General features: G+C 48.3%; 19 protein-coding genes. 7 read left to right on the forward strand and 12 right to left on the reverse strand.

Features of this window, described 5'->3' with window-relative positions; translation table 11 throughout:
* Window positions 1–40: 40 nt before the first annotated feature.
* The 3 genes from BM292_RS07985 to BM292_RS07995 form a co-directional block, all read right to left on the reverse strand.
* Window positions 41–1711, reverse strand: coding sequence for a 2Fe-2S iron-sulfur cluster-binding protein (locus tag BM292_RS07985; RefSeq protein WP_092857370.1), 1671 nt, complete (start codon window positions 1709–1711; stop codon window positions 41–43).
* A complete protein-coding gene (locus BM292_RS07990) occupies window positions 1708–2451 on the reverse strand; it encodes a PepSY-associated transmembrane domain-containing protein (RefSeq protein WP_092857372.1) in 744 nt (247 codons plus the stop codon). Before BM292_RS07990 ends, BM292_RS07985 begins: the two co-directional genes overlap by 4 nt.
* Before the next feature lie 68 nt (window positions 2452–2519).
* Window positions 2520–5228 (reverse strand): TonB-dependent receptor, encoded by a 2709-nt coding sequence (locus BM292_RS07995; RefSeq protein ID WP_092857374.1) that lies wholly within the window; start codon window positions 5226–5228, stop codon window positions 2520–2522.
* A 424-nt stretch (window positions 5229–5652) separates the two neighbouring features.
* Here BM292_RS07995 and BM292_RS08000 point away from each other — a divergent pair, with 424 nt between their 5' ends.
* Entirely contained in the window at window positions 5653–6699 is a 1047-nt protein-coding gene (locus BM292_RS08000; protein WP_092857376.1) for a CNNM domain-containing protein, read from the forward strand.
* 88 nt (window positions 6700–6787) lie between these two features.
* Window positions 6788–8626: a translational GTPase TypA gene (gene typA / locus BM292_RS08005; RefSeq protein WP_092857378.1), complete on the forward strand. Its 1839-nt coding sequence runs from the start codon at window positions 6788–6790 to the stop codon at window positions 8624–8626.
* A 128-nt stretch (window positions 8627–8754) separates the two neighbouring features.
* Here typA and BM292_RS08010 read toward each other — a convergent pair whose 3' ends face one another.
* The 3 genes from BM292_RS08010 to BM292_RS08020 form a co-directional block, all read right to left on the reverse strand.
* Window positions 8755–9165, reverse strand: a complete 411-nt coding sequence (locus BM292_RS08010) for a GreA/GreB family elongation factor (protein WP_092857380.1) — start codon at window positions 9163–9165, stop codon at window positions 8755–8757.
* Window positions 9166–9358: 193 nt separating this feature from the next.
* Complete coding sequence (gene trhA, locus BM292_RS08015) at window positions 9359–10015, reverse strand: PAQR family membrane homeostasis protein TrhA (RefSeq protein WP_092857382.1); 657 nt, start codon at window positions 10013–10015, stop codon at window positions 9359–9361.
* Between the two features lie 17 nt (window positions 10016–10032).
* Window positions 10033–10314 (reverse strand): DUF3081 family protein, encoded by a 282-nt coding sequence (locus BM292_RS08020; protein ID WP_092857384.1) that lies wholly within the window; start codon window positions 10312–10314, stop codon window positions 10033–10035.
* A gap of 140 nt (window positions 10315–10454) precedes the next feature.
* On the opposite strand from BM292_RS08020, the gene BM292_RS08025 reads away from it, so the two are divergent.
* A complete protein-coding gene (locus BM292_RS08025; RefSeq protein WP_092857386.1) occupies window positions 10455–11078 on the forward strand; it encodes a TetR family transcriptional regulator in 624 nt (207 codons plus the stop codon).
* Window positions 11079–11089: 11 nt separating this feature from the next.
* Here BM292_RS08025 and BM292_RS08030 read toward each other — a convergent pair whose 3' ends face one another.
* Genes BM292_RS08030 through BM292_RS08040 form a run of 3 tightly spaced genes read right to left on the reverse strand, consistent with a single transcriptional unit; the run spans window position 11090 to window position 12986 of the window.
* The gene (locus BM292_RS08030) at window positions 11090–11602 is read right to left on the reverse strand and encodes an NADPH-dependent FMN reductase (protein WP_092857388.1); all 513 of its coding nucleotides are present in this window, start codon (window positions 11600–11602) and stop codon (window positions 11090–11092) included.
* The gene (locus BM292_RS08035; protein WP_092857390.1) at window positions 11602–12255 is read right to left on the reverse strand and encodes a DUF2959 domain-containing protein; all 654 of its coding nucleotides are present in this window, start codon (window positions 12253–12255) and stop codon (window positions 11602–11604) included. Before BM292_RS08035 ends, BM292_RS08030 begins: the two co-directional genes overlap by 1 nt.
* A gap of 38 nt (window positions 12256–12293) precedes the next feature.
* The gene (locus BM292_RS08040; RefSeq protein ID WP_092857392.1) at window positions 12294–12986 is read right to left on the reverse strand and encodes an SDR family NAD(P)-dependent oxidoreductase; all 693 of its coding nucleotides are present in this window, start codon (window positions 12984–12986) and stop codon (window positions 12294–12296) included.
* A gap of 132 nt (window positions 12987–13118) precedes the next feature.
* On the opposite strand from BM292_RS08040, the gene BM292_RS08045 reads away from it, so the two are divergent.
* Genes BM292_RS08045 through BM292_RS08060 form a run of 4 tightly spaced genes read left to right on the forward strand, consistent with a single transcriptional unit; the run spans window position 13119 to window position 15631 of the window.
* The gene (locus tag BM292_RS08045; RefSeq protein WP_092857394.1) at window positions 13119–14015 is read left to right on the forward strand and encodes a virulence factor BrkB family protein; all 897 of its coding nucleotides are present in this window, start codon (window positions 13119–13121) and stop codon (window positions 14013–14015) included.
* Window positions 14012–14461 (forward strand): D-aminoacyl-tRNA deacylase, encoded by a 450-nt coding sequence (dtd, locus tag BM292_RS08050; protein ID WP_092857396.1) that lies wholly within the window; start codon window positions 14012–14014, stop codon window positions 14459–14461. Before BM292_RS08045 ends, dtd begins: the two co-directional genes overlap by 4 nt.
* 2 nt (window positions 14462–14463) lie before the next feature.
* Complete coding sequence (locus tag BM292_RS08055) at window positions 14464–15369, forward strand: bifunctional GNAT family N-acetyltransferase/hotdog fold thioesterase (RefSeq protein ID WP_092857398.1); 906 nt, start codon at window positions 14464–14466, stop codon at window positions 15367–15369.
* A gap of 13 nt (window positions 15370–15382) precedes the next feature.
* A complete protein-coding gene (locus tag BM292_RS08060; protein ID WP_092857400.1) occupies window positions 15383–15631 on the forward strand; it encodes a TraR/DksA family transcriptional regulator in 249 nt (82 codons plus the stop codon).
* Here BM292_RS08060 and hutH read toward each other — a convergent pair.
* From hutH to hutC, 3 genes are read right to left on the reverse strand one after another with little or no spacing between them, the layout of a single operon-like run.
* Complete coding sequence (gene hutH, locus BM292_RS08065; protein WP_092857402.1) at window positions 15628–17169, reverse strand: histidine ammonia-lyase; 1542 nt, start codon at window positions 17167–17169, stop codon at window positions 15628–15630. The two genes, BM292_RS08060 and hutH, sit on opposite strands and share 4 nt — an antisense overlap.
* Complete coding sequence (gene hutU, locus BM292_RS08070; protein ID WP_092857404.1) at window positions 17170–18846, reverse strand: urocanate hydratase; 1677 nt, start codon at window positions 18844–18846, stop codon at window positions 17170–17172.
* A gap of 26 nt (window positions 18847–18872) precedes the next feature.
* Window positions 18873–19571 (reverse strand): histidine utilization transcriptional repressor HutC, encoded by a 699-nt coding sequence (hutC, locus tag BM292_RS08075; protein ID WP_233340243.1) that lies wholly within the window; start codon window positions 19569–19571, stop codon window positions 18873–18875.
* Window positions 19572–19579 lie beyond the last annotated feature (8 nt).

Consider the following 19579-nt stretch of genomic DNA (forward strand, 5'->3'; position numbering starts at 1 on the left):
AGTGTGGATGATTTATTTCGCATTCTTCTAAAATACGAAATTAAATACCGAAATCATCATAACGCACCTGCTCAGGTGGCACTCCAATTTCGGTAAGCATCACGCGGGTTGCCGCCAACATGGCTGGTGGTCCGCACACATAAACATCTAAATATTGCGTGTCTTGCGTTTGCAGCCATGTTTTCGCAATGTCATGAACATAGCCACTCAACCCACGCCAATTGGCATCGTGCTCTGAAATAACGGGGTGATATTGCAAACGCTGCTGTTCTTGTAGTGCCGTGAACTCATCGACGTAGCATAGCTCCGATTGATTTCGAGCTCCGTAAAAGAACTGAATTGGCGCCTGTATTTCGGCCTTTTCTAATGCTTCTTGAATGAGCGCACGTAATGGCGCAATACCTGCTCCGCCGCCAATAAACACTTGTTGACGTTCACCTCGAGCGGCGGTATTGAGCAGAAAGTCACCCATTGGACCTACCGCATTTATGGTTTCACCAATTTGCATTCCACACAGATACGTTGAACCGACGCCCGGCTGGCATGACGTATCTGGAGCAGGCATTTTACGAACGGTAAAGGTGAGTTCAGGTTGCCCTGGCGCCGTTGCGAACGAATAGTTGCGATGCAAAATAACGGTACCTCGGCTGGCTTCACACGGAATTAGGAACTGCATAAACTGACCCGCATGATAGTTAAATGTCGAGGCATTTTCCGGCAGAAACGTTAATTCATGAATGCTCGGGGTCAATACTCGGTTATGTACCAGTTTGAGTGTCAGTGTACGCGTATCTGTTTGTAAAAGATCGGCGTTGTTGTCTTTGCATACTCTGTGCTGGCAACTTAAACGTAACCCCTCACGAAGTTCAGATTCAGATAACATCACTCTGTCACTTTCGGTCGCAGATGGTGCTGTTCCCTTAAAGCGCACTTTGCAAAGTCCGCATGTTCCGCCGCCACCGCAGGCACTCGCTATCGGCTTCTGCTGTGCTTGAAAGAACTCTAGGTAGGTCTGTTTGCGGCGAGGGTTCATGTCACCGCGTACCACATTACGCCCGAGCAAAATGAGTCCTGATAAGGTAAACCATAGTGTCAGCACACCCGCACTGACAATCAGTAAATGGTTAAAGTTACGCTCACCGCTATAGTCCATGAAGTGCAGTTTGAACGCCCAATCAGCCCATAACCACGGTGTGTTTCGATGCTCAACCACAGCACCGGATGCGGCATCGATGTAAATTCGGGTATTCAAATCATCGCGAATGTCGACACGATAGCCAGGCTTAAGCCAGCCGTTTACTTCATTGCTACCGGCTGTTAGCCATGTGATTTCGGCAATGTCACCGGGGCCTGAATAACTTGCCAGAGCCAAGTTCGCTGCCATCGTTTCAGTTGTTGACCAAGGCTTTCCGGTCGATGCATCAAGATAACTGACACCTTCAGCATGCTCGACAACGTATTGTGGCGTGCCAGCCACTGTTCGTAACTGAACATCGCGAATACCAGCAAATTGATTTGATAACTGCGGCCAGTCAAGCGCCTGCGATGATTGCATTGGCGTATGATTGTGAGTCATTTTGTAATAATGGTGGCCCGACATTGCATGATGGCCTGCTATCGAGAAGTAAAAGCCACTGATTATCCACAAGAGAACTTGAATGATGATAATTAAACTGGTCCAGCGGTGTAGCCACTGCAAAAAGCGCATCATAGCGACCCCCCGGTATTAATTTTTGGATCTGGTTTCGTTTTACGAAGGGTATAGACCAACAGCACTGCGCCAGTAATTAGGAAAATGAAATTGGCAATAATAAAGCCTCGTAGCAACCAACTTTCAATATCAACGCGCTCTTCATAATCCATAATGTGCAACATCCACATAATGTCGAAGCCACGCCAGAATGTATGCCGTTTCGTGACGAGTTCGCCCGTTATTGGTGAAAAGTAAAGGCTGGTGCTTCCAAAATCATCAAAATCCACTCGCCATACGGGCAAGTGCGCGGGGTTTAATTCTGTTGGCGGGTTGTCAGCTAACCAATCAATACGACTTGCCGGCTGCTCACCTAAAGCATATTTCTTTTCTGCAATGGCCTTTATTGCAGCTTGATCAAGACGAATCGATTCTAGGCTTTTGGCATCAATGAGCTCAACATTGCCATGATGACTGACGTGATAAACTGGGTGCCATTGATTATTGAGCCACAACGAGGTTAATTTGATGTCGGATGCCTCAGGATATTTTCCCAATACGTGACTAAACGAGGCGACAGATTGCGTATCCTGAATAACGGCATCATGTTGTTTAACCAAATGATCACCGTGAATAAATGGCAATTTGAAAAATACCATGTAGGCACCACTGATACTCCAAACCACCATTTGCAAACCAACGATTAGTGCCAGCCATCGGTGCCACACGCGCCAACGACTACTGGCAATTGTTACCGCCATAAAACTCTCCAAAAAGTTTTAAAGAAGCGAGAGGATCTTTCGACCCCCTCGCAATTCAACGTCCAGGGTTAGAACGTGTAACGCATTTTAATAAATAACTGACGCCCTAGAAGGTTATACGTCATGGTATCGGTGTTGGCATCCGTCCAGCTTTGAATAAATGGCGGTTGTTTATCAAACACGTTGTTAATACCACCAACTAAGCTCATGTTTGAGTTCACATAATAGGTGCCCTGCACATTATGGTAGAACACGCTTGGCGCATGATCTCCAATGTCACCTGGCGCCGCATTGATATCGTCAGCACCACCAATGTATTGAACGCTCCAGTGCGCCTGCCAGTCATCGCGATCAACTGTAACCGATGCATTTGAACGCCAGTTCGTGTAGCTACCGCTGCCTCCAGTGATTTTTCCGGCATAGGCGATTGGTGTACCACCGGCGAACGGCGTCACAGTATATTCATCGAGGTAACTGACTGTCCAATTCATCGTGGTTGCAAAACCAGATAAGTCAGTTTTATAGAATACAGCTGCATCGACACCCGACACTTCTTCTGTTGCCGCATTAGTTGGCTGTGCCGACAGGAAGTTGATCTCTCCCGTTAAACTATCTCGGGTAAACTGGCTGTCATTACAGAACGGATGCGACAGGTTTTCAGAGTTGTAACAAACCGATAATTTCGTTGATCCAGGAATACGCTGAATCGCGTTTTCGATGTCAATTTTGTAGTAATCAACCGTAAATTGAAGATTATCTGCAAATGGTGCATCCCAGACCACACCAGCTGTAAATGTTTTCGCATCTTCTGGCTCAAGATTAGGGTTACCGCCAACAGTCGTCAGAATTGTTGAACCAAGTTGCGTATAACCTGCCGGTACACCATCCGCTTGGCAGTTTGCCGCGACTGTTGGATTTTTGCCTGGCTGATCCCAACCATCACAAGGATCGGTTGTGGTTAAATTTCCTTCGGCTACGCCACCAAATAATTCAGGAATATTCGGTACACGGAACGCCGTTGAATTGGTTGCTCGAAGTTTGAGAGCATCATTAACCTGCCAATGTAAACTGGCTTTATAGTTGCCGTCGCTGCCAAACGTATCATAGTCGCTGTAACGATAGGCGAGTTCTAAATTTACGCTTTGTGCAAACGGAACATCGTTCAGTAGTGGCAAGGCTGTTTCTACGTATACTTCATCAACACTATAGCTACCGCTAATAGGGTCTGCTTGGTTGGTATTCATCACACCAGCTACAACTGCCGAATCTGGATTCCGCCAGCCTTTTTCTTCGCGATGCTCAACCCCGAACGCAACCGGAACATAACCTGAAGGCAGTTCAAATAAATCGCCGGTTATATTTGCTGTGATTGAACGCTGCTCGTTACCGCCTTCGGAGTCAATCCGGAACATAATGTAGTCAATCGCATCTTGACTGAAGCCACCGAAACCAAGCAAATCCACGCATGGCACACCAGATTGTCCACATTGTTCTGGGTCAATTGCTCGACCTAAACGTTCCATATTGGCAATATTGGTCGCGCCATCAATACCTGATGTACGCCCGAAGTTGTAAGCGACTTCCCAGTTCCAGTTGGCATCAATCATACCGTTCAAGCCACCAACGAAACGCCAGGTATTGACGTCTTGGAAGAAATCTCGAGTTCCGGCTTCAAGCAAACGTCGGCTATCAAGGCGAATCGTCTCTCCTGTCGGGTTATCTGGATGATCAACGGCATATTCAATACCGCCCACAGTTCCCGAAGTGGCAATTTGATCTGACCGACGATTGTTATAAAGAACTTCAACGAATGCATAAGTGTCACCAACCAATCGATAGTCTGCAAACGTTGAGAAATTCCAATTAGTAATTGGGTTAACTGAGTTTAGCTGTGAGAAGAAATCAAAGTTATGCTTGGCCGGATCATATGGTTCGTAGAAATCGCTATCACCGCCGGGTTCTTGATTAAAGTTAATTCGACTACCCGCATCTGCTCCTGTAAGGATTGTTGCACGACCACCGATGGTACTTGAGCTGCCGAAGCATCCTAGCTCGCCCGGTGCTACCTCAGCTAATGCACAACCTGCTTGATCTTGCATATTATAAGCGTCGTTTGATCGATATCCGACGGTACCAACAATTCGAGCTCGGTCATTACTTGCGCCAAATACCGTGTTGATAGCACGTTCTTGAGCGTCGCCACTATCCGTTGCACCAAAGCGTGCTTCGATAGAAAAACCTTCATAACTCTTGCGGGTAATAATATTCACAACACCGGCAACAGCGTCAGCGCCGTAAATTGCTGATGCACCATCTTTAAGCACTTCGATGCGTTCAATCATCTCAACCGGAATCATATTCAGGTCAACGCTGCTATTGGCACCAGTACCGCCGTTAACCACGCGGCGGCCATTGAGAAGCACGAGTGTACGGTTAATACCTAAACCACGCAGGTTAACTTGCGCTGTGCCCCAGCCATTGCTGGTCCAGTAGGCATTGCTTTGTCCACCAGCAGCGCCGGCGGAAGCCGACATCCGTTGTAAAATAACTTCTAACGAATTCACACCGGAATTTTCAAGATCTTCTGCGGTAAAAACTTGGATAGGTGCGGCACTCTCGGCTTCAGTACGCTGCAACCGTGAACCAGTGACGGTAACACGTTCAACTTTTTCCTCGTCAATTTGAGCCTGTTTTTGCGTATCTTGAGCCATTGTTTGTGCGGGTAATAACAACGCCGTCAGTGCGGTCGCTACGCCCGATAAAGCGAATTTAGTCATGACATCCCCCTGAATATTTTTTCATTTTTATATATCTTGCTGGTTATTTGGCAACTCGACCGCCCAACTGAGTTGTCTATACATCTACAACATAGCGAGTTTTAAAGCTCTGTAAAGTTAAAAGTTAAACAAGTTGTCCAATTTTAAGGCTTATACGTCGGTTGTATAGTCAACTTAACTTGCTCTTCATTACAGTTTAACTTCTTATTTTTTGCGAAAATACCGCAGAAATGAAAGGGTATGAAAAAAAAGTTGTCGACCCCCCTTTCAGGGGTTTGTGAATATAAAATCATATATATGAATAGTTATTCACGTTAACGTTAGCGTTAATGTGTATTTCACCAACCGAAAATCGTAACGTTGTTATTGTTATGTCAACCACTCTTTGCGAAAATCCAGCATCGTACTCAACATTGTGAGCCTCATGTTCTTATTAATTCTGTTTGCGTTTGTTGCAATTGGTGTCTCATTTATATGCTCAATTCTTGAAGCCGCCTTGCTATCGATTACTCCAAGCTACGTGGCTCAGTTAAAAGAAAAGCGCCCAAAACTACACGCTAAACTACAAAACTTAAAAACCAATATTGACCGTCCGCTGGCCGCTATTTTGACGCTCAACACAGTAGCGCACACGGCAGGTGCAGCTGGCGTTGGTGCACAAGTTGGCGTCGTATTTGGTGATGGTTACTTAGCGGTCGCTTCAGCGGTCATGACCGTTCTTATATTGGTACTTTCTGAGATTTTGCCGAAAACGATTGGTGCAAAATTCTGGCGCCAGTTGGCTCCCTTGCTGCCGGGTATTTTGAACTTTTTGATTATGATTTTGCGTCCGTTCATTTGGCTGTCCGACCAAATCACCAAACGCATTGGCGGCGAAGAGCACGTGGATGTTCGTTCTGAAATTAAAGCATTGGCCATATTAGGCTATGAGCAAAAACTGATTGATGCCGATGAACGACGCGTGATTGGCAATATGCTTGATTTGCATACTATTCGGGTTCGCGACGTGATGACACCGCGTACCGTATGTGAGTCAGTGCGCCCAGATGAAACAATCAGCGATTTTTTATACCGAGCAAAAACGATGCCTTATTCGCGTTTCCCAGTGATTGATGCCGATGAAGTGCCGCATGGCATTATTTTGCGCAACGAAGCGTTAGAAGCGGATACTGACAAAACGATTAATCAATTAGCGCGCGACGTTGATATTGTTGCGGAGTCGGTTAACGTTGAGCAGGTTATGCGCATGTTGTTAGACAAGCGCCAGCACATGGCGTTGGTATTTGATGAACATGGCACTTGGATGGGTGTGGTGACGCTTGAAGATATTATTGAAACCATTCTCGGCCAGCCAATTATGGATGAAACTGACACAATTCCGAGTCTGCGCCGTTATGCTCAGCAACGCTGGGACAAGCGTTTAAAGCAATCTGACGCCGACAATGGCGACGCTGCCAACGAAAAACACTAGCTTGTATAAGCACGCAAGCGTATAATACGCCGCTATTTTAACCAATGGCGGCTCATACCGTCTCCTCGTGTTTTTACAGGCTTTATCAATGACAATTCAAGCGACTGAACTTTCCAAGCTGCGTAATATTGCAATTATTGCGCACGTTGACCATGGCAAAACAACCTTGGTTGATAAACTTCTCCAGCAATCGGGCACTTTAGAGAGCCGCGGCGGTGCAGAAGAACGTGTCATGGACTCCAACGATCTTGAGAAAGAACGTGGCATCACCATTTTGGCGAAGAACACCGCGGTAAACTACAAAGACTACCGCATCAACATTCTCGACACGCCAGGACACGCCGATTTCGGTGGTGAAGTAGAGCGCGTATTGTCAATGGCCGACTCAGTATTGTTGGTTGTTGACGCCGTTGACGGCCCAATGCCACAAACCCGTTTCGTAACGCAAAAAGCGTTCGCGCACGGCTTGAAGCCGATTGTTGTTATCAACAAGATTGACCGCCCAGGCGCACGTCCTGATTGGGTTATGGACCAAGTATTCGACTTGTTCGATAACTTAGGCGCAACCGACGAACAGTTAGATTTTCCAGTGGTTTACGCTTCGGCATTGAACGGCTGGGCAACTTTGAATTACAACGAGCAAACCGACAACATGACGGCGTTGTTCGAAACAATTCTCGAGAAAGTATCGCCACCTGATGCTGACCGCGATGGCGCCTTGCAAATGCAAATTTCACAGCTTGATTACTCAAGCTACGTGGGCATTATCGGTATCGGCCGTATCAAGCGTGGTACCTTGAAACTGAACCAGCAGGTTACGATTGTTGGTGCTGACGGCACCAAGCGTAACGGCAAAGTGGGCCAAATTTTTGGTTACTTGGGCCTTGACCGTATCGAAACGGACCAAGCAAGCGCTGGCGATATCGTCGCGGTAACCGGTTTAGGCGAATTGAAGATTTCTGACACCGTGTGCGCGGCAGGTACCGTTGAAGCGTTGCCAGCACTGACTGTTGATGAGCCAACGGTAACGATGACCTTCCAAGTGAACACCTCACCGTTTGCCGGTAAAGAAGGTAAATTCGTTACTTCACGTCAAATTCTTGAGCGTTTACAGCAAGAATTGAAACACAACGTTGCATTGCGAGTTGAAGAAACCGACAACCCTGACCGCTTCCGCGTTTCTGGTCGTGGTGAATTGCACTTAGGCGTATTGATTGAAAACATGCGTCGTGAAGGTTTCGAACTTGCGGTATCACGCCCTGAAGTTATCATGCGTGAAGTGAACGGCGTGAAAGAAGAGCCGTTCGAAAACTTAACCGTAGACATTGAAGAGCAGCATCAAGGTTCAGTGATGGAAAAACTTGGCTTGCGTAAAGCTGAGATGACCAACATGACTCCAGATGGTAAAGGCCGTATCCGTATCGACTTTATCGTACCAAGCCGTGGCTTGATTGGTTTCCAAACTGAATTCATGACATTGTCATCTGGTACTGGCTTGATGTATCACAGCTTTGACCACTACGGCCCATTCAAAGGCGGTAACATTGGTCAACGCATCAACGGCGTATTGATTTCAAACGCCCAAGGTAAAGCTTTGGCCTACGCTTTGTTTAACTTGCAAGAGCGCGGCCGTTTGATGATTGGTCACGCTGAAGAAGTTTACGAAGGCATGGTGATTGGTATTCATAGCCGTTCAAACGACCTGACGGTCAACTGTTTGAAAGGTAAGCAGCTGACCAACATTCGTGCCGCCGGTACTGACGATGCGTTGTTGTTGACCCCGCCAATTCGTATGTCGCTTGAGCAAGCACTTGAGTTTATCGATGACGATGAATTGGTAGAAATCACACCAAAATCAATTCGTATTCGTAAGCGTATGCTCACTGAAAACGAACGTAAGCGCGCGAGCCGTAGCAAAGACGACTAAGCACTGTTTGGTTTTTACAGCAAAAAGGGCGCCTCAAGAGGCGCCCTTTTTATTAGTCGCCGCTTTTATTCTTCTTCTCACGACGTTTTTCTTTGAGTGTTTTTTGTGGCTTCTTTTTCGCCTTTTCTTTACTCATTGCTCGCTCCTTTACGATTGAGTGCCATTAATCGCCAGCGACTGTCGCTAGCCCCTGAAACAACCGAAAACTCTGCGCCTAACGGCAATGCAAGTAGTGCCAACCCTATCGGAGACAGGTATGAAACAAGGCCCTGATTCGGGTTGGCACGACTTGGCTCGACAAGCTGAACAGTGAATACCTCGCCAGCACACCCATGCTGGAAAAGTTGTCGAATCGTCACTTCTGATCCGATTTCGACACACGGGTGAATACGCGATTGTGGTTGTTGCAGCTGCTCAAGGCGATGCAACAAATCATTGAGCAATAACGGGTGCTGCAGTACACGATGCTGCTGGCACTGAAACAGGTGGTGATTAATACACGAGGTTGAGTTGCAATAACTCATAACACGCGCAAGCACGGCATTTTCTCCTACCGAACTGAAACACGAAAAATTAGGTTTTGGGAATAACTACGGGCGCCGACTGCGGTTGCGCAATCGGCTTAAATTGGAAAGGTAAGTGCGGTACTTTGAATTGAAAAATCGGCTTTAAACATGGTGTCCTCTCTAAGCGGAACAGACCATAGCCCTTTCCGCTGAGAAAGGCAAGCTTCTAAATCATTTCAGGGTGCGGCAGTACAAAATAGAACACTGAGAAAAAGTGCAATACGCTGCCAGCGAGCACAAATACATGCCAAATGGCATGGTGAAAACGCAACGATTTCCACACGTAGAAAATTACACCGAAGGTATAGGCAAGGCCGCCGGCTAGTAATAGCCACAAGCCGCCGGCTTCAACGGTTTCAAGCATTGGTTTGATAACAACCAATGCCATCCAACCAAGGCCTAGGTACAGGCTTAAAGACAGCCATTTCTTGCGTTCTTTCATAGCCACTTCCATGATGACGCCGATAAACGCAATGCTCCATACCACGGCTAACAATGTCCAGCCCCACGCTCCGCGCAGGTTTACCAGTGCGAATGGCGTGTAGGTGCCGGCAATTAATACGTAAATAGCCGCGTGGTCCATCTGCTGAAAGAGAGCTTTTAAGCGCGGCCAAGGAAACGCATGATAAAGCGTCGAGGCAAGATAAAGTAGAATTAAACTGGCGCCATATATACTCGCGCTGACGACGTGGAAGGTGTCACCGTATGACACCGCCCAAACGAGCATGAACACCAGCCCAACGATGGCTGCAATTGCGCCCACGCCATGCGTTAAGGCATGGGCTATTTCTTCAGCCACACTATAGGCTTTATGTTTACTCACTGTCAGCGCCTCTAAATTTATTCACCACGTTCTGGTGTATAGTGGCCTTTGCTGATGTTTTCAATGGCCTTCATAAAATTTTCAAATTGGCGCTCGTGTTCATAATCCAAGTGATATTTATTATGAAACTCTAAACGCATATTCACGCCTTGGCCCTCAAGGAACACGGTATAGCCATCAAAATCGGTATACGCGGTAATACCCTCGAGAGTTTTACGGCCTTCGTCATCCGGTTTGCCATATTCAATAATGGTCTCAAACGCGTCGAGTACGAGGCGTTGGTCAATATCATTTTTCATGGTCAACCTCCAACAAATTTAAGTGTCATGAACAGCATAGCATCGTTTTATTAGCAGTTTCGTGATCTTTTTACATACATACATGCATGTTTATTTAATATCGATTATAATGTCACCAGGTTTACGCAAAGAGGTGCAATGTGGTTCGACGTACAAAAGAAGATGCTTTAACGACACGCTCAGCGCTGTTAGACGCTGCCGAGCGTTTATTTAGCGAGCGCGGCGTCTCAAATACATCGATGAACCAAGTAGCAGAAGCTGCCGGGGTAACCCGTGGTGCTATCTACCATCACTTTCAAAATAAGCTCGACTTGATTGATGCTCTGATGGAGCGCGTGCGTCTTCCAGTAGACGAAATGCGTGATGAACTGGCGCAAACCTACCAAGGCGACCCAGTCTCGCATCTGCGAGCGCGTTGCTTGCATATTGTCGGACAAGTCCATGACGATCCGCATACCCAAGCGCTGGTTAATATTCTTCTGCATAAGTGTGAATATGTGGACGATGCGTTACCGATTCACTTACGCCATTTAGGCGGTCGTAATGCGTGTATTGCCGAGTGTGTACTTCTGGCGGATAAAGGCAAAGAGCAAGGCTTAATCGATGAGAAATATGATTCCAAATCGGTCGTGCTCGGATTGTTTAGTCTGGTTGATGGGATTATGTATAACTGGCTACTTGATCAATCTTATTTCGATTTGATGCAAGCAGCCAATCAGGCCATTGATACGTATTTGGCTGGCTTAAAACCACGCGGCGCTTAATACGCCGACCGTTAATCGCCCTGTTTCAAAAAGCCTTTGATTTGCTCTGCATCGAAGCTCGCAATCGTGTCGTCGCTTGCCTGCGCACAGCTTAAAAACATGGGGGCAACATAGCTTTTAATCGCCGCCATAATCACCATTAAATGCGTCATAGCACGCATTGCACCGATGCGTCCAGGTGAGGCACCTGCCAATAGGACGTTCTTGCCGACCCACGGGTTCTGTTCCAATCGGGTTGTCCAGTCGATCGCATTTTTTAATAACGGTGGAACGGAGCTATTGTACTCGGGTGTGACGATGACAATTTTTGTTGCTTCAGAAATGGCTGTGGCTAACTTTTGTATATTCGACGGCACGCCATTTTCATCTTCGTAGTCGCCATTATAAATTGGTGCATCAAGCTCTGCTGCTGGATACACGTAGCAGGCACGTCCATCACGTTCGGCAACTTCGGCAATCCGTTTTTGTAATTTGCCGTTCAGTGACGCCTGACGACTGCTACCCGCTAAAATCAATAAGCTCATTACGATCCCTCCTTCATGGCTTCAATAAATGCGTTCGATTCTTGTATCGCGGTTTCCATTTCGCGAATCAGTACATCAACATCGCTGCGTAAGCTTCGATATTCCCCACGAATCGCATCCACCGCTTTGGCGTTGAGGTTATGCTTCAAATACAGCACGTTATCTTGCAGTTTCTCGAGCACCGGTTCCATGGTATCGGCTGCGCGTTCCATACTTTGCAGTAAACTGGTGTAACGTCGCTCAGTTTCACGAAGTGACCGCTCACTCTCACGACGCATAGCGTCATTACTATACATACCCAGTTCTTCTTGCCACTCATCAAAAAGCGCTTGCGCGACATCATCAATCGCTTCAATACGATCATAAACCCGCTCGGCGGCAGCTTTACTGCTTTCGTAATCGTCGTTTAGCGCGTTGTAGCGTGCTTCGAGTTCGCCACCATCAAACTTTAGTAATTCATCGAGGCGTTGTAGCGCAGATTTGAATTCTTCTTGGGCATCGGTTTGCGCATCACGTGCGTCATCCACTCGGTCGACTAAAATATCACGTTTGTGAATCCCGACTTTTTCCATGGCCCCGTAGTAGGCACTTTGGCAACCGGCCAAAACCACAACGGCGACGACAATTCCTATCCAATTCATCAAGTAACGCATAACCACTCCTTAGCTGGCTGTTGTGCGGTCAGTATAGCTTAATACGGTAACGGCGAACCATCCCAATGCCAAAAACCGCCTGAATCTTCAGCAGTTAATTGGTTTATAACCGCCGCAATACGCTCTGCTGATTGTGCTGGGGTATACAACTTATCGGCCGGCAACCGTTGTTGAAACGGCGCCGACAGTGCTGTGTCAGTAGTGCCTGGGTGAATCGCTGCAAGGCACAATTGTTTGTGCGTTCGCTTCAATTCAACCGACGCGGTTTTCAGCAACATATTTAACGCCGCTTTACTGCTTCGGTAGCTATACCAACCGCCTAAATAGTTATCGGTAATACTACCGACCTTGGCACTGAGTTGTGCCCACACGCAAGCCTGTTTTTTCGGCAAAATCGGCAATAGTTGTTGTAACAATAAGATCGGTAGCGCGGCATTGACATAAAACGTTTGCTGCAGTTGTTGCCAGTTCACATCAGCAAGACGTTTTTCCGGCATAAAATCATCAGTATGCAAAATGCCTAACGTGCTGATCACAATATCGGGCTGCTTCAGTTGTGGCAAAATGCGTTGCAAACTGGTTTCGGTGTAATCGGTCACTTGAATCCAATGCCCCGGTAAATGAGGCGGTTGCTGGCGGCTCAACGCTTGCACGGTTGCGCCTTGATCATGGTAATACTGCACCAGTGCGCGACCCACACCACCACCTGCACCGATAATTAATACCTGCATAAACATACTCCTCATCGAACCATGCAATCACCTGCCTGATTGGCGATTGGCCAAGAACAAGGTATGTTATTTACGTGATCCGCACGGTTTGGGATTATAGTGATGCCAAAAGTTGCAGAAAAAGAGAGTCGAATGAGCGAGACAACACCTGAGCAAACCGCATTAGAACAGTGGCAAGAACGCGGCCGCAAGGCATGGCGGTTCTTGAAATATTTTAGTAAGCGCTGTCTGGATGATCGCGTGACCATTGTTGCGGGACATTTAACCTTTGTCAGCATGCTGGCACTGGTGCCGTTATTAGTGGTGATGTTCTCGGTGTTCTCTGCATTTCCAATGTTCGAACAACTTAAAGAAGAATTGGAAAAATTATTATTTGCCAATTTATTGCCGACATCCGGCGAAGTGATCAGCGAATATTTAAATCAGTTTGTCAGCAACGTGTCGAAAATGACCACGGTTGGCGTCATCTTTGTGATTGTGGTGGCGGTGAACTTGATCAGTACCATTGACGCCACGATGAACCGCATTTGGCGTAATCATAAACGTCGACGCATGGTCGTCGCACTCGCTGTGTACTGGATGATTTTAACCCTCGGCCCCATTCTAATGGGCTCGGGTATGGCCGTCACATCCTATGTAATTTCGTTGACCGCCGCCGCTGAGGTTTACGTGTCGGGTGTGCGCACCACCTTATTAAGCTTGGTACCCATTGTGACATCGTTAGTCGCTTTCATGCTGTTGTACATCATGATGCCAAACCGTATAGTGCGCGCCCGACATGCATTTTGGGGCGCCTTGTTGGCAGCAATTTTGTTTGAGCTCAGTAAGAGCGGATTCGCTGCCTATATCACGGCATTTCCGAGTTATCAGGCGATTTATGGCGCGCTGGCCGCGATACCTATCTTACTACTGTGGATATTTGTGTCGTGGAATATCGTGCTGGTGGGGGCGGAACTCACCGCCAGTATTGAAGAGTTCTTTCAACCACCAAAAACCGATTCTGAAAATGAACCCGAAGGAAGTGAATGAAAGCATTAATTCAACGCGTCAGTGAGGCTTCGGTCACCGTCGCTGGTGAGCGTATTGGCGCCATTGAAAAAGGCCTGTTAGTGTTGCTTGGCATTGATAAAGACGACACCCATGATGATGTCGCCAAACTCGCGAGCAAAGTTGCCGGTTATCGCGTATTTGCCGATGCCGACGACAAAATGAATTTGAGTGTGCAAGATATTAACGGCGGCGTGTTGGTCGTCTCTCAATTTACCTTAGCCGCCGATACGCAATCGGGACGGCGTCCAAGCTTTTCGTCGGCAGCACCACCCAATCAGGCCGAACCGCTTTATTTGGCCTTTGTCGATGCGCTCAACCGAGCTGGCGTGGCAACGGCGACGGGTGAATTTGGCGCCGACATGAAGGTGGCTCTAGTGAACGACGGCCCCGTAACTTTCATGCTGCACTCTAACAACAAGGGTTAATTATGTACCATGTGATTGCACCGGAAACACCGGAACAATTTGATTCATACTATGACTTGCGTTGGCGAGTGCTGCGCGAACCGTTTCAACGGCCACGTGGCTCAGAACAAGATGAATACGATCAGGTTGGCTATCATCGCATGGTGGTTAATAGCGCGGGGCAAGCGGTTGCGGTCGGGCGCCTTCATTTTAATAGCCCAGACGAAGGACAAATTCGCTTTATGGCGTCAGCGCCGGAACACCGTGGCGAAGGTCATGGTGTTGCGATTGTTTATGAGCTCGAGAAAGTGGCACGCGCTGAAGGCGCCAAGCATATTGTGATTAACTCACGAGATAACACGTTAGGTTTTTACATTAAATGTGGATACGAAGTGGTTGAAGAAGGCGATACGGTGAAGAACCCGCAAGCGGAGCATCAGCTGCGGAAAACCTTAACCGAGTTCAACCGCATTATTTATCGCCCCGATTGGTGCCAAGAACTCGAAACCACGTGGCATAGCGAAATTCCGATTTCCGAAACCATGGGAATTCGGATAACTCAATACACTGGGCGCGAATTTGAAACAACGGCGACCTTGTCGCGCAATATAAACGTGCATGGCACTATGTTTGCCGGCAGTATTTATTCGCTCGCAACCTTGACGTGCTGGGGGTTATTGCATTTACAATTGCGCGAACGACAGCTGCATGGTGCAGTGGTGTTAGCGGATGGCCAAATTCACTACCACAAACCAGTCAGCCGAGAGCCTCGCGCCATTGCCCGCTTATCGGCTATGACCGGTGATTTATCAGCGCTAACGTTAGGTAAAAACGCCCGGGCTACGCTAAAGTCACAAGTATTTGATGGCGATAAACCCGTCGCTGAGTTTACTGGTCAGTTTGTCGTGCTAGCCAATAACGAAAAATAAGAAGGACGTTAACATGAGTGATAATTTATCCGCCCAGCAGTTGTTACGTATTCGGAGTAAGCTTGAAACGGTTGTGAATGAGCAGCCAGGAACCCGTCAGGCGCAAAGCGCTGATGCTGCTTTACAGCGTATGCGCAGTGGCGAATACGGTTACTGTGTTGAATGTGGCGAAGAGATTTCTGCGGCGCGTTTGGCCGCTAAGCCTGACGTCGCATTATGTGTCGACTGCCAGGCTTTAAAAGACGAAGAAGAGGACGCTTAAGCGTCCTCAAGTACAGCCCCTTCTTGCACTAAATTGTGCAACTTCCCGTTTTCTATCAATGTCGCAATAGCGGCAATATCCGGCGCAAAGTAACGGTCTTGGTCGTAAAAACCAACTTGCGCACGTACCCGTGCATGCGCTTCTTCAATTGCCGGTGCTGCTTTTAACGGACGTCGGAAATCTAAACCTTGAGCCGCTTCTAACAATTCAATGGCAACGATGTCGCGAATATTACGCGCGATATCGGTTAACCGACGTGCCGCAAAGGTTGCCATGGATACGTGATCTTCTTGGTTTGCTGATGTTGGCAAGCTATCTACTGATGCTGGATGCGCGAGCGTCTTGTTTTCTGACGCTAATGCCGCAGCGGTTACCTGCGCCAGCATAAAACCTGAGTTCACGCCGCCGTCGTTGACCAAAAATGGTGGTAAGTTACTCAAGTGATGGTCGATTAACAGAGCGCTACGGCGCTCAGACAACGCACCAATTTCGCTCGCCGCAATCGCCAGAATATCGGCTGCCATCGCTACCGGCTCAGCATGGAAGTTGCCGCCAGAAATAATGTCACCGTTATCGCTAAATACCAGCGGGTTATCAGTCACACCATTGGCTTCACGCACTAAGATTTGACTCGCATGTTGCAACTGATCAAACACGGCGCCCATCACTTGCGGCTGACAACGCAACGAGTACGGATCTTGTACCTTTTCACAGTCCACATGCGCTGCAGCAACTTCAGAGCTATCACCCAATAACTGACGGAAACTTTGCGCCACCGCAATTTGCCCCGGCTGACCGCGTACTGCGTGAATACGCGCATCAAAAGGTGAGCGAGAGCCCATTGCCGCTTCCACGGCCATAGCACCAGTGACCAACGCAGCGTTGAACACTCGTTCAATTTGGAATAAACCATGCAGCGCCAGCGCGGTTGATGCCTGGGTGCCGTTGAGTAACGCCAAACCTTCTTTTGGTGCGAGGGCGCTCAGTGGCTTCAAACCAGCTTTCGCCATTCCCTCAACCGCAGGGTAAATTTTGCCGTCCACGCGCACTTGGCCTTCACCGAGTAACGGTAATACGAGGTGCGCTAATGGCGCTAAGTCACCTGATGCGCCCACTGAGCCTTTGCTAGGAACACATGGGTACACTTCATTATTGAGTAACTCAATCAACGCATCAATGACCTCTTGGCGAACGCCCGAGAAGCCGCGGCTGAGAGAGTTAATTTTCAGCAACAACATCAAACGCACCACGGTGTCATCCATGAGTTCCTGAGTGCCGGCGGCGTGTGATAGCACAATGCGGCGCTGCAAGTCTTCCAGTTTTTCTGGTGGAATACGAGTGTTGGCCAGCAAACCAAAACCGGTATTGATGCCGTAAACAACCTTACCCTTGGCTAGCACATCAGCAACGGTTTGATGCGAACGTGCAATCACTGCTGAGGCATCAGCATGCAACGCCAGTTGCTGTGGCTCCTGCCACCATTGACGCAACTGCGAAAGACTTAACGTGCCAGGTTGCAACTCAAATACATCACTCATTTATTTGCCCTCCAGCATTGGTAAATCTAACCCTTGTTCGCGTGCACAGTCTTTTGCAATGTCGTAGCCAGCGTCGGCATGGCGCATCACGCCCGTACCCGGATCATTCCACAGCACGCGACTTAAACGTTGGTCCGCAGCGTCAGTACCGTCAGCAACAATGACCACGCCTGAGTGTTGTGAGTAACCCATGCCAACACCACCACCGTGATGCAGGCTGACCCAGGTAGCCCCGCCAGCGGTGTTTAATAGAGCGTTTAGTAATGGCCAATCGGAAACCGCATCAGAACCATCAAGCATGCTTTCGGTTTCGCGGTTCGGGCTCGCGACTGAACCTGAATCAAGGTGGTCACGACCGATGACAATCGGCGCTTTTAGTTCGCCGTTTTTCACCATCTCGTTGAAAGCACGGGCAATACGCGCGCGGTCTTTCAAACCAATCCAGCAAATACGTGCTGGTAAGCCTTGGAAGCTAATACGCTCGCGCGCCATGTCCAACCAATTATGCAGATGCGGGTCATCTGGAATTAGCTCTTTCACTTTGGCATCGGTTTTGTAGATATCTTCTGGATCACCTGATAGCGCGACCCAACGGAATGGGCCAATGCCTTGGCAGAATAACGGCCGAATATACGCAGGGACGAAACCAGGGAAATCAAATGCGTGATCAACACCGACGTCTTTGGCCATTTGACGAATGTTGTTGCCGTAATCTAGGGTGGCTGCGCCACGTTTTTGTAGCGTCAACATGGCGCGTACTTGCACTGCCATCGACTGCTTCGCCGCGGCAACCGTACCAGTCGGATCGCTTTCTTGGCGTTCTAAGTACTGCTCGAGCGTCCATCCTTGCGGCAAATAGCCATGCAACGGATCATGCGCTGAGGTTTGGTCAGTCACCACATCTGGGGTGATATTACGCTCAACTAACTCCGCGTAAACATCGGCTGCGTTGCCCAGCAAGCCAACCGAAATCGCACGACCTTCTGCGCGTGCTGTATCAATCAGTTTCAGAGCTTCGTCTAATGAGGTGGCTTTATGGTCGACATAACGAGTGCGTAAGCGAAAATCGATGCGCGTTTCATCCACGTCAACAGCCAACATGCTATAGCCCGCCATGGTTGCTGCCAACGGCTGCGCACCACCCATGCCACCAAGGCCACCCGTCAGTATCCAACGGCCTTTGGTGTTGCCATCAAAATGCTGACGCGCTACTGAAACGAATGTTTCGTAGGTACCTTGCACAATGCCTTGCGAGCCGATGTAAATCCACGAACCGGCCGTCATTTGGCCGTACATCATTAAGCCCTTTTTATCGAGCTCGTTGAAGTGTTCCCAGTTAGCCCACTCAGGTACTAAGTTTGAGTTGGCAATCAACACCCGTGGCGCATCTTCATGCGTTGGGAATACGCCCACAGGTTTGCCGGATTGTACCAATAAGGTTTCGGTTGGTTTTAAGCGCTCGAGAACTTCCACAATTTTGTCGAATGCCTCCCAGCTACGTGCAGCACGGCCAATACCGCCATACACCACTAATGCTTGCGGGTGTTCAGCAACCTCATCGTCGAGGTTATTCATGAGCATCCGTTTGGCAGCTTCAATCTGCCAGTTTGCCGTGGTGAGCTCAGCACCACGATCAGCGCGAATCTTGCGGCTTTTATCTAAGCGGGTAAAACTCATCTGTTGATCCTTTCTTTGAACTGCGTTTAAGCTTTAAACGTTAAATGGCCACCCAGCACAAAGCGAGAGCCTGGGTGCGTCAATACTGCATAAGTCACCACACCGGCATCGCTCCATGTGCGACGAACAATACGTAAACATGGCTCTGGTTTGGCTAACTCAAGCCATTCGCAAACATGTGTGCTCGGGGTCACCGCTTCAATTTGGTGACTTGCTTCGGTCAGTGGTGCCACGGCACTTAAATATTCATGCGGTGTAATTTGGCGAAAATCTTGCTTTAAATAATCGGTCGCAACGGCAGGGTTCACATAGCGTTCTTCAACTTGTACTGGCAAACCGTTTTCTAAATGGGTAATCACCGAATAGAACACCGGTGTTTCCGGTTCAACCTGAAGTTGCTCAGCTACCTGCAAACTCGCTGGTACTTGCCTGAGAACGTGCACATGTGCCTCATAATCATGCTGGCGAGCACGAATTTCATCGGCAATGTTGCGAATGGCCATAAACGAGGTTTGCGATTTTAGCGGCGCAACATAGGTGCCCGAGCCTTTCGAGCGAATCACCAATCCTTCGTCCGCCAATTCCTGCAAAGCGCGGCGTGCGGTCATCCGACTGACTTTAAATTGAATCGCCAGCGCATTTTCAGAACTCACTGGGTGGTTTTCCGGCCACTCGCCCGACGCTATTTTGCTGTAAATATGCTGTTTGATTTTGGAAAATTTCACGAGCGTTC

This window comes from Pseudidiomarina tainanensis (genome assembly GCF_900115255.1).
Lineage (GTDB): Bacteria > Pseudomonadota > Gammaproteobacteria > Enterobacterales > Alteromonadaceae > Pseudidiomarina > Pseudidiomarina tainanensis.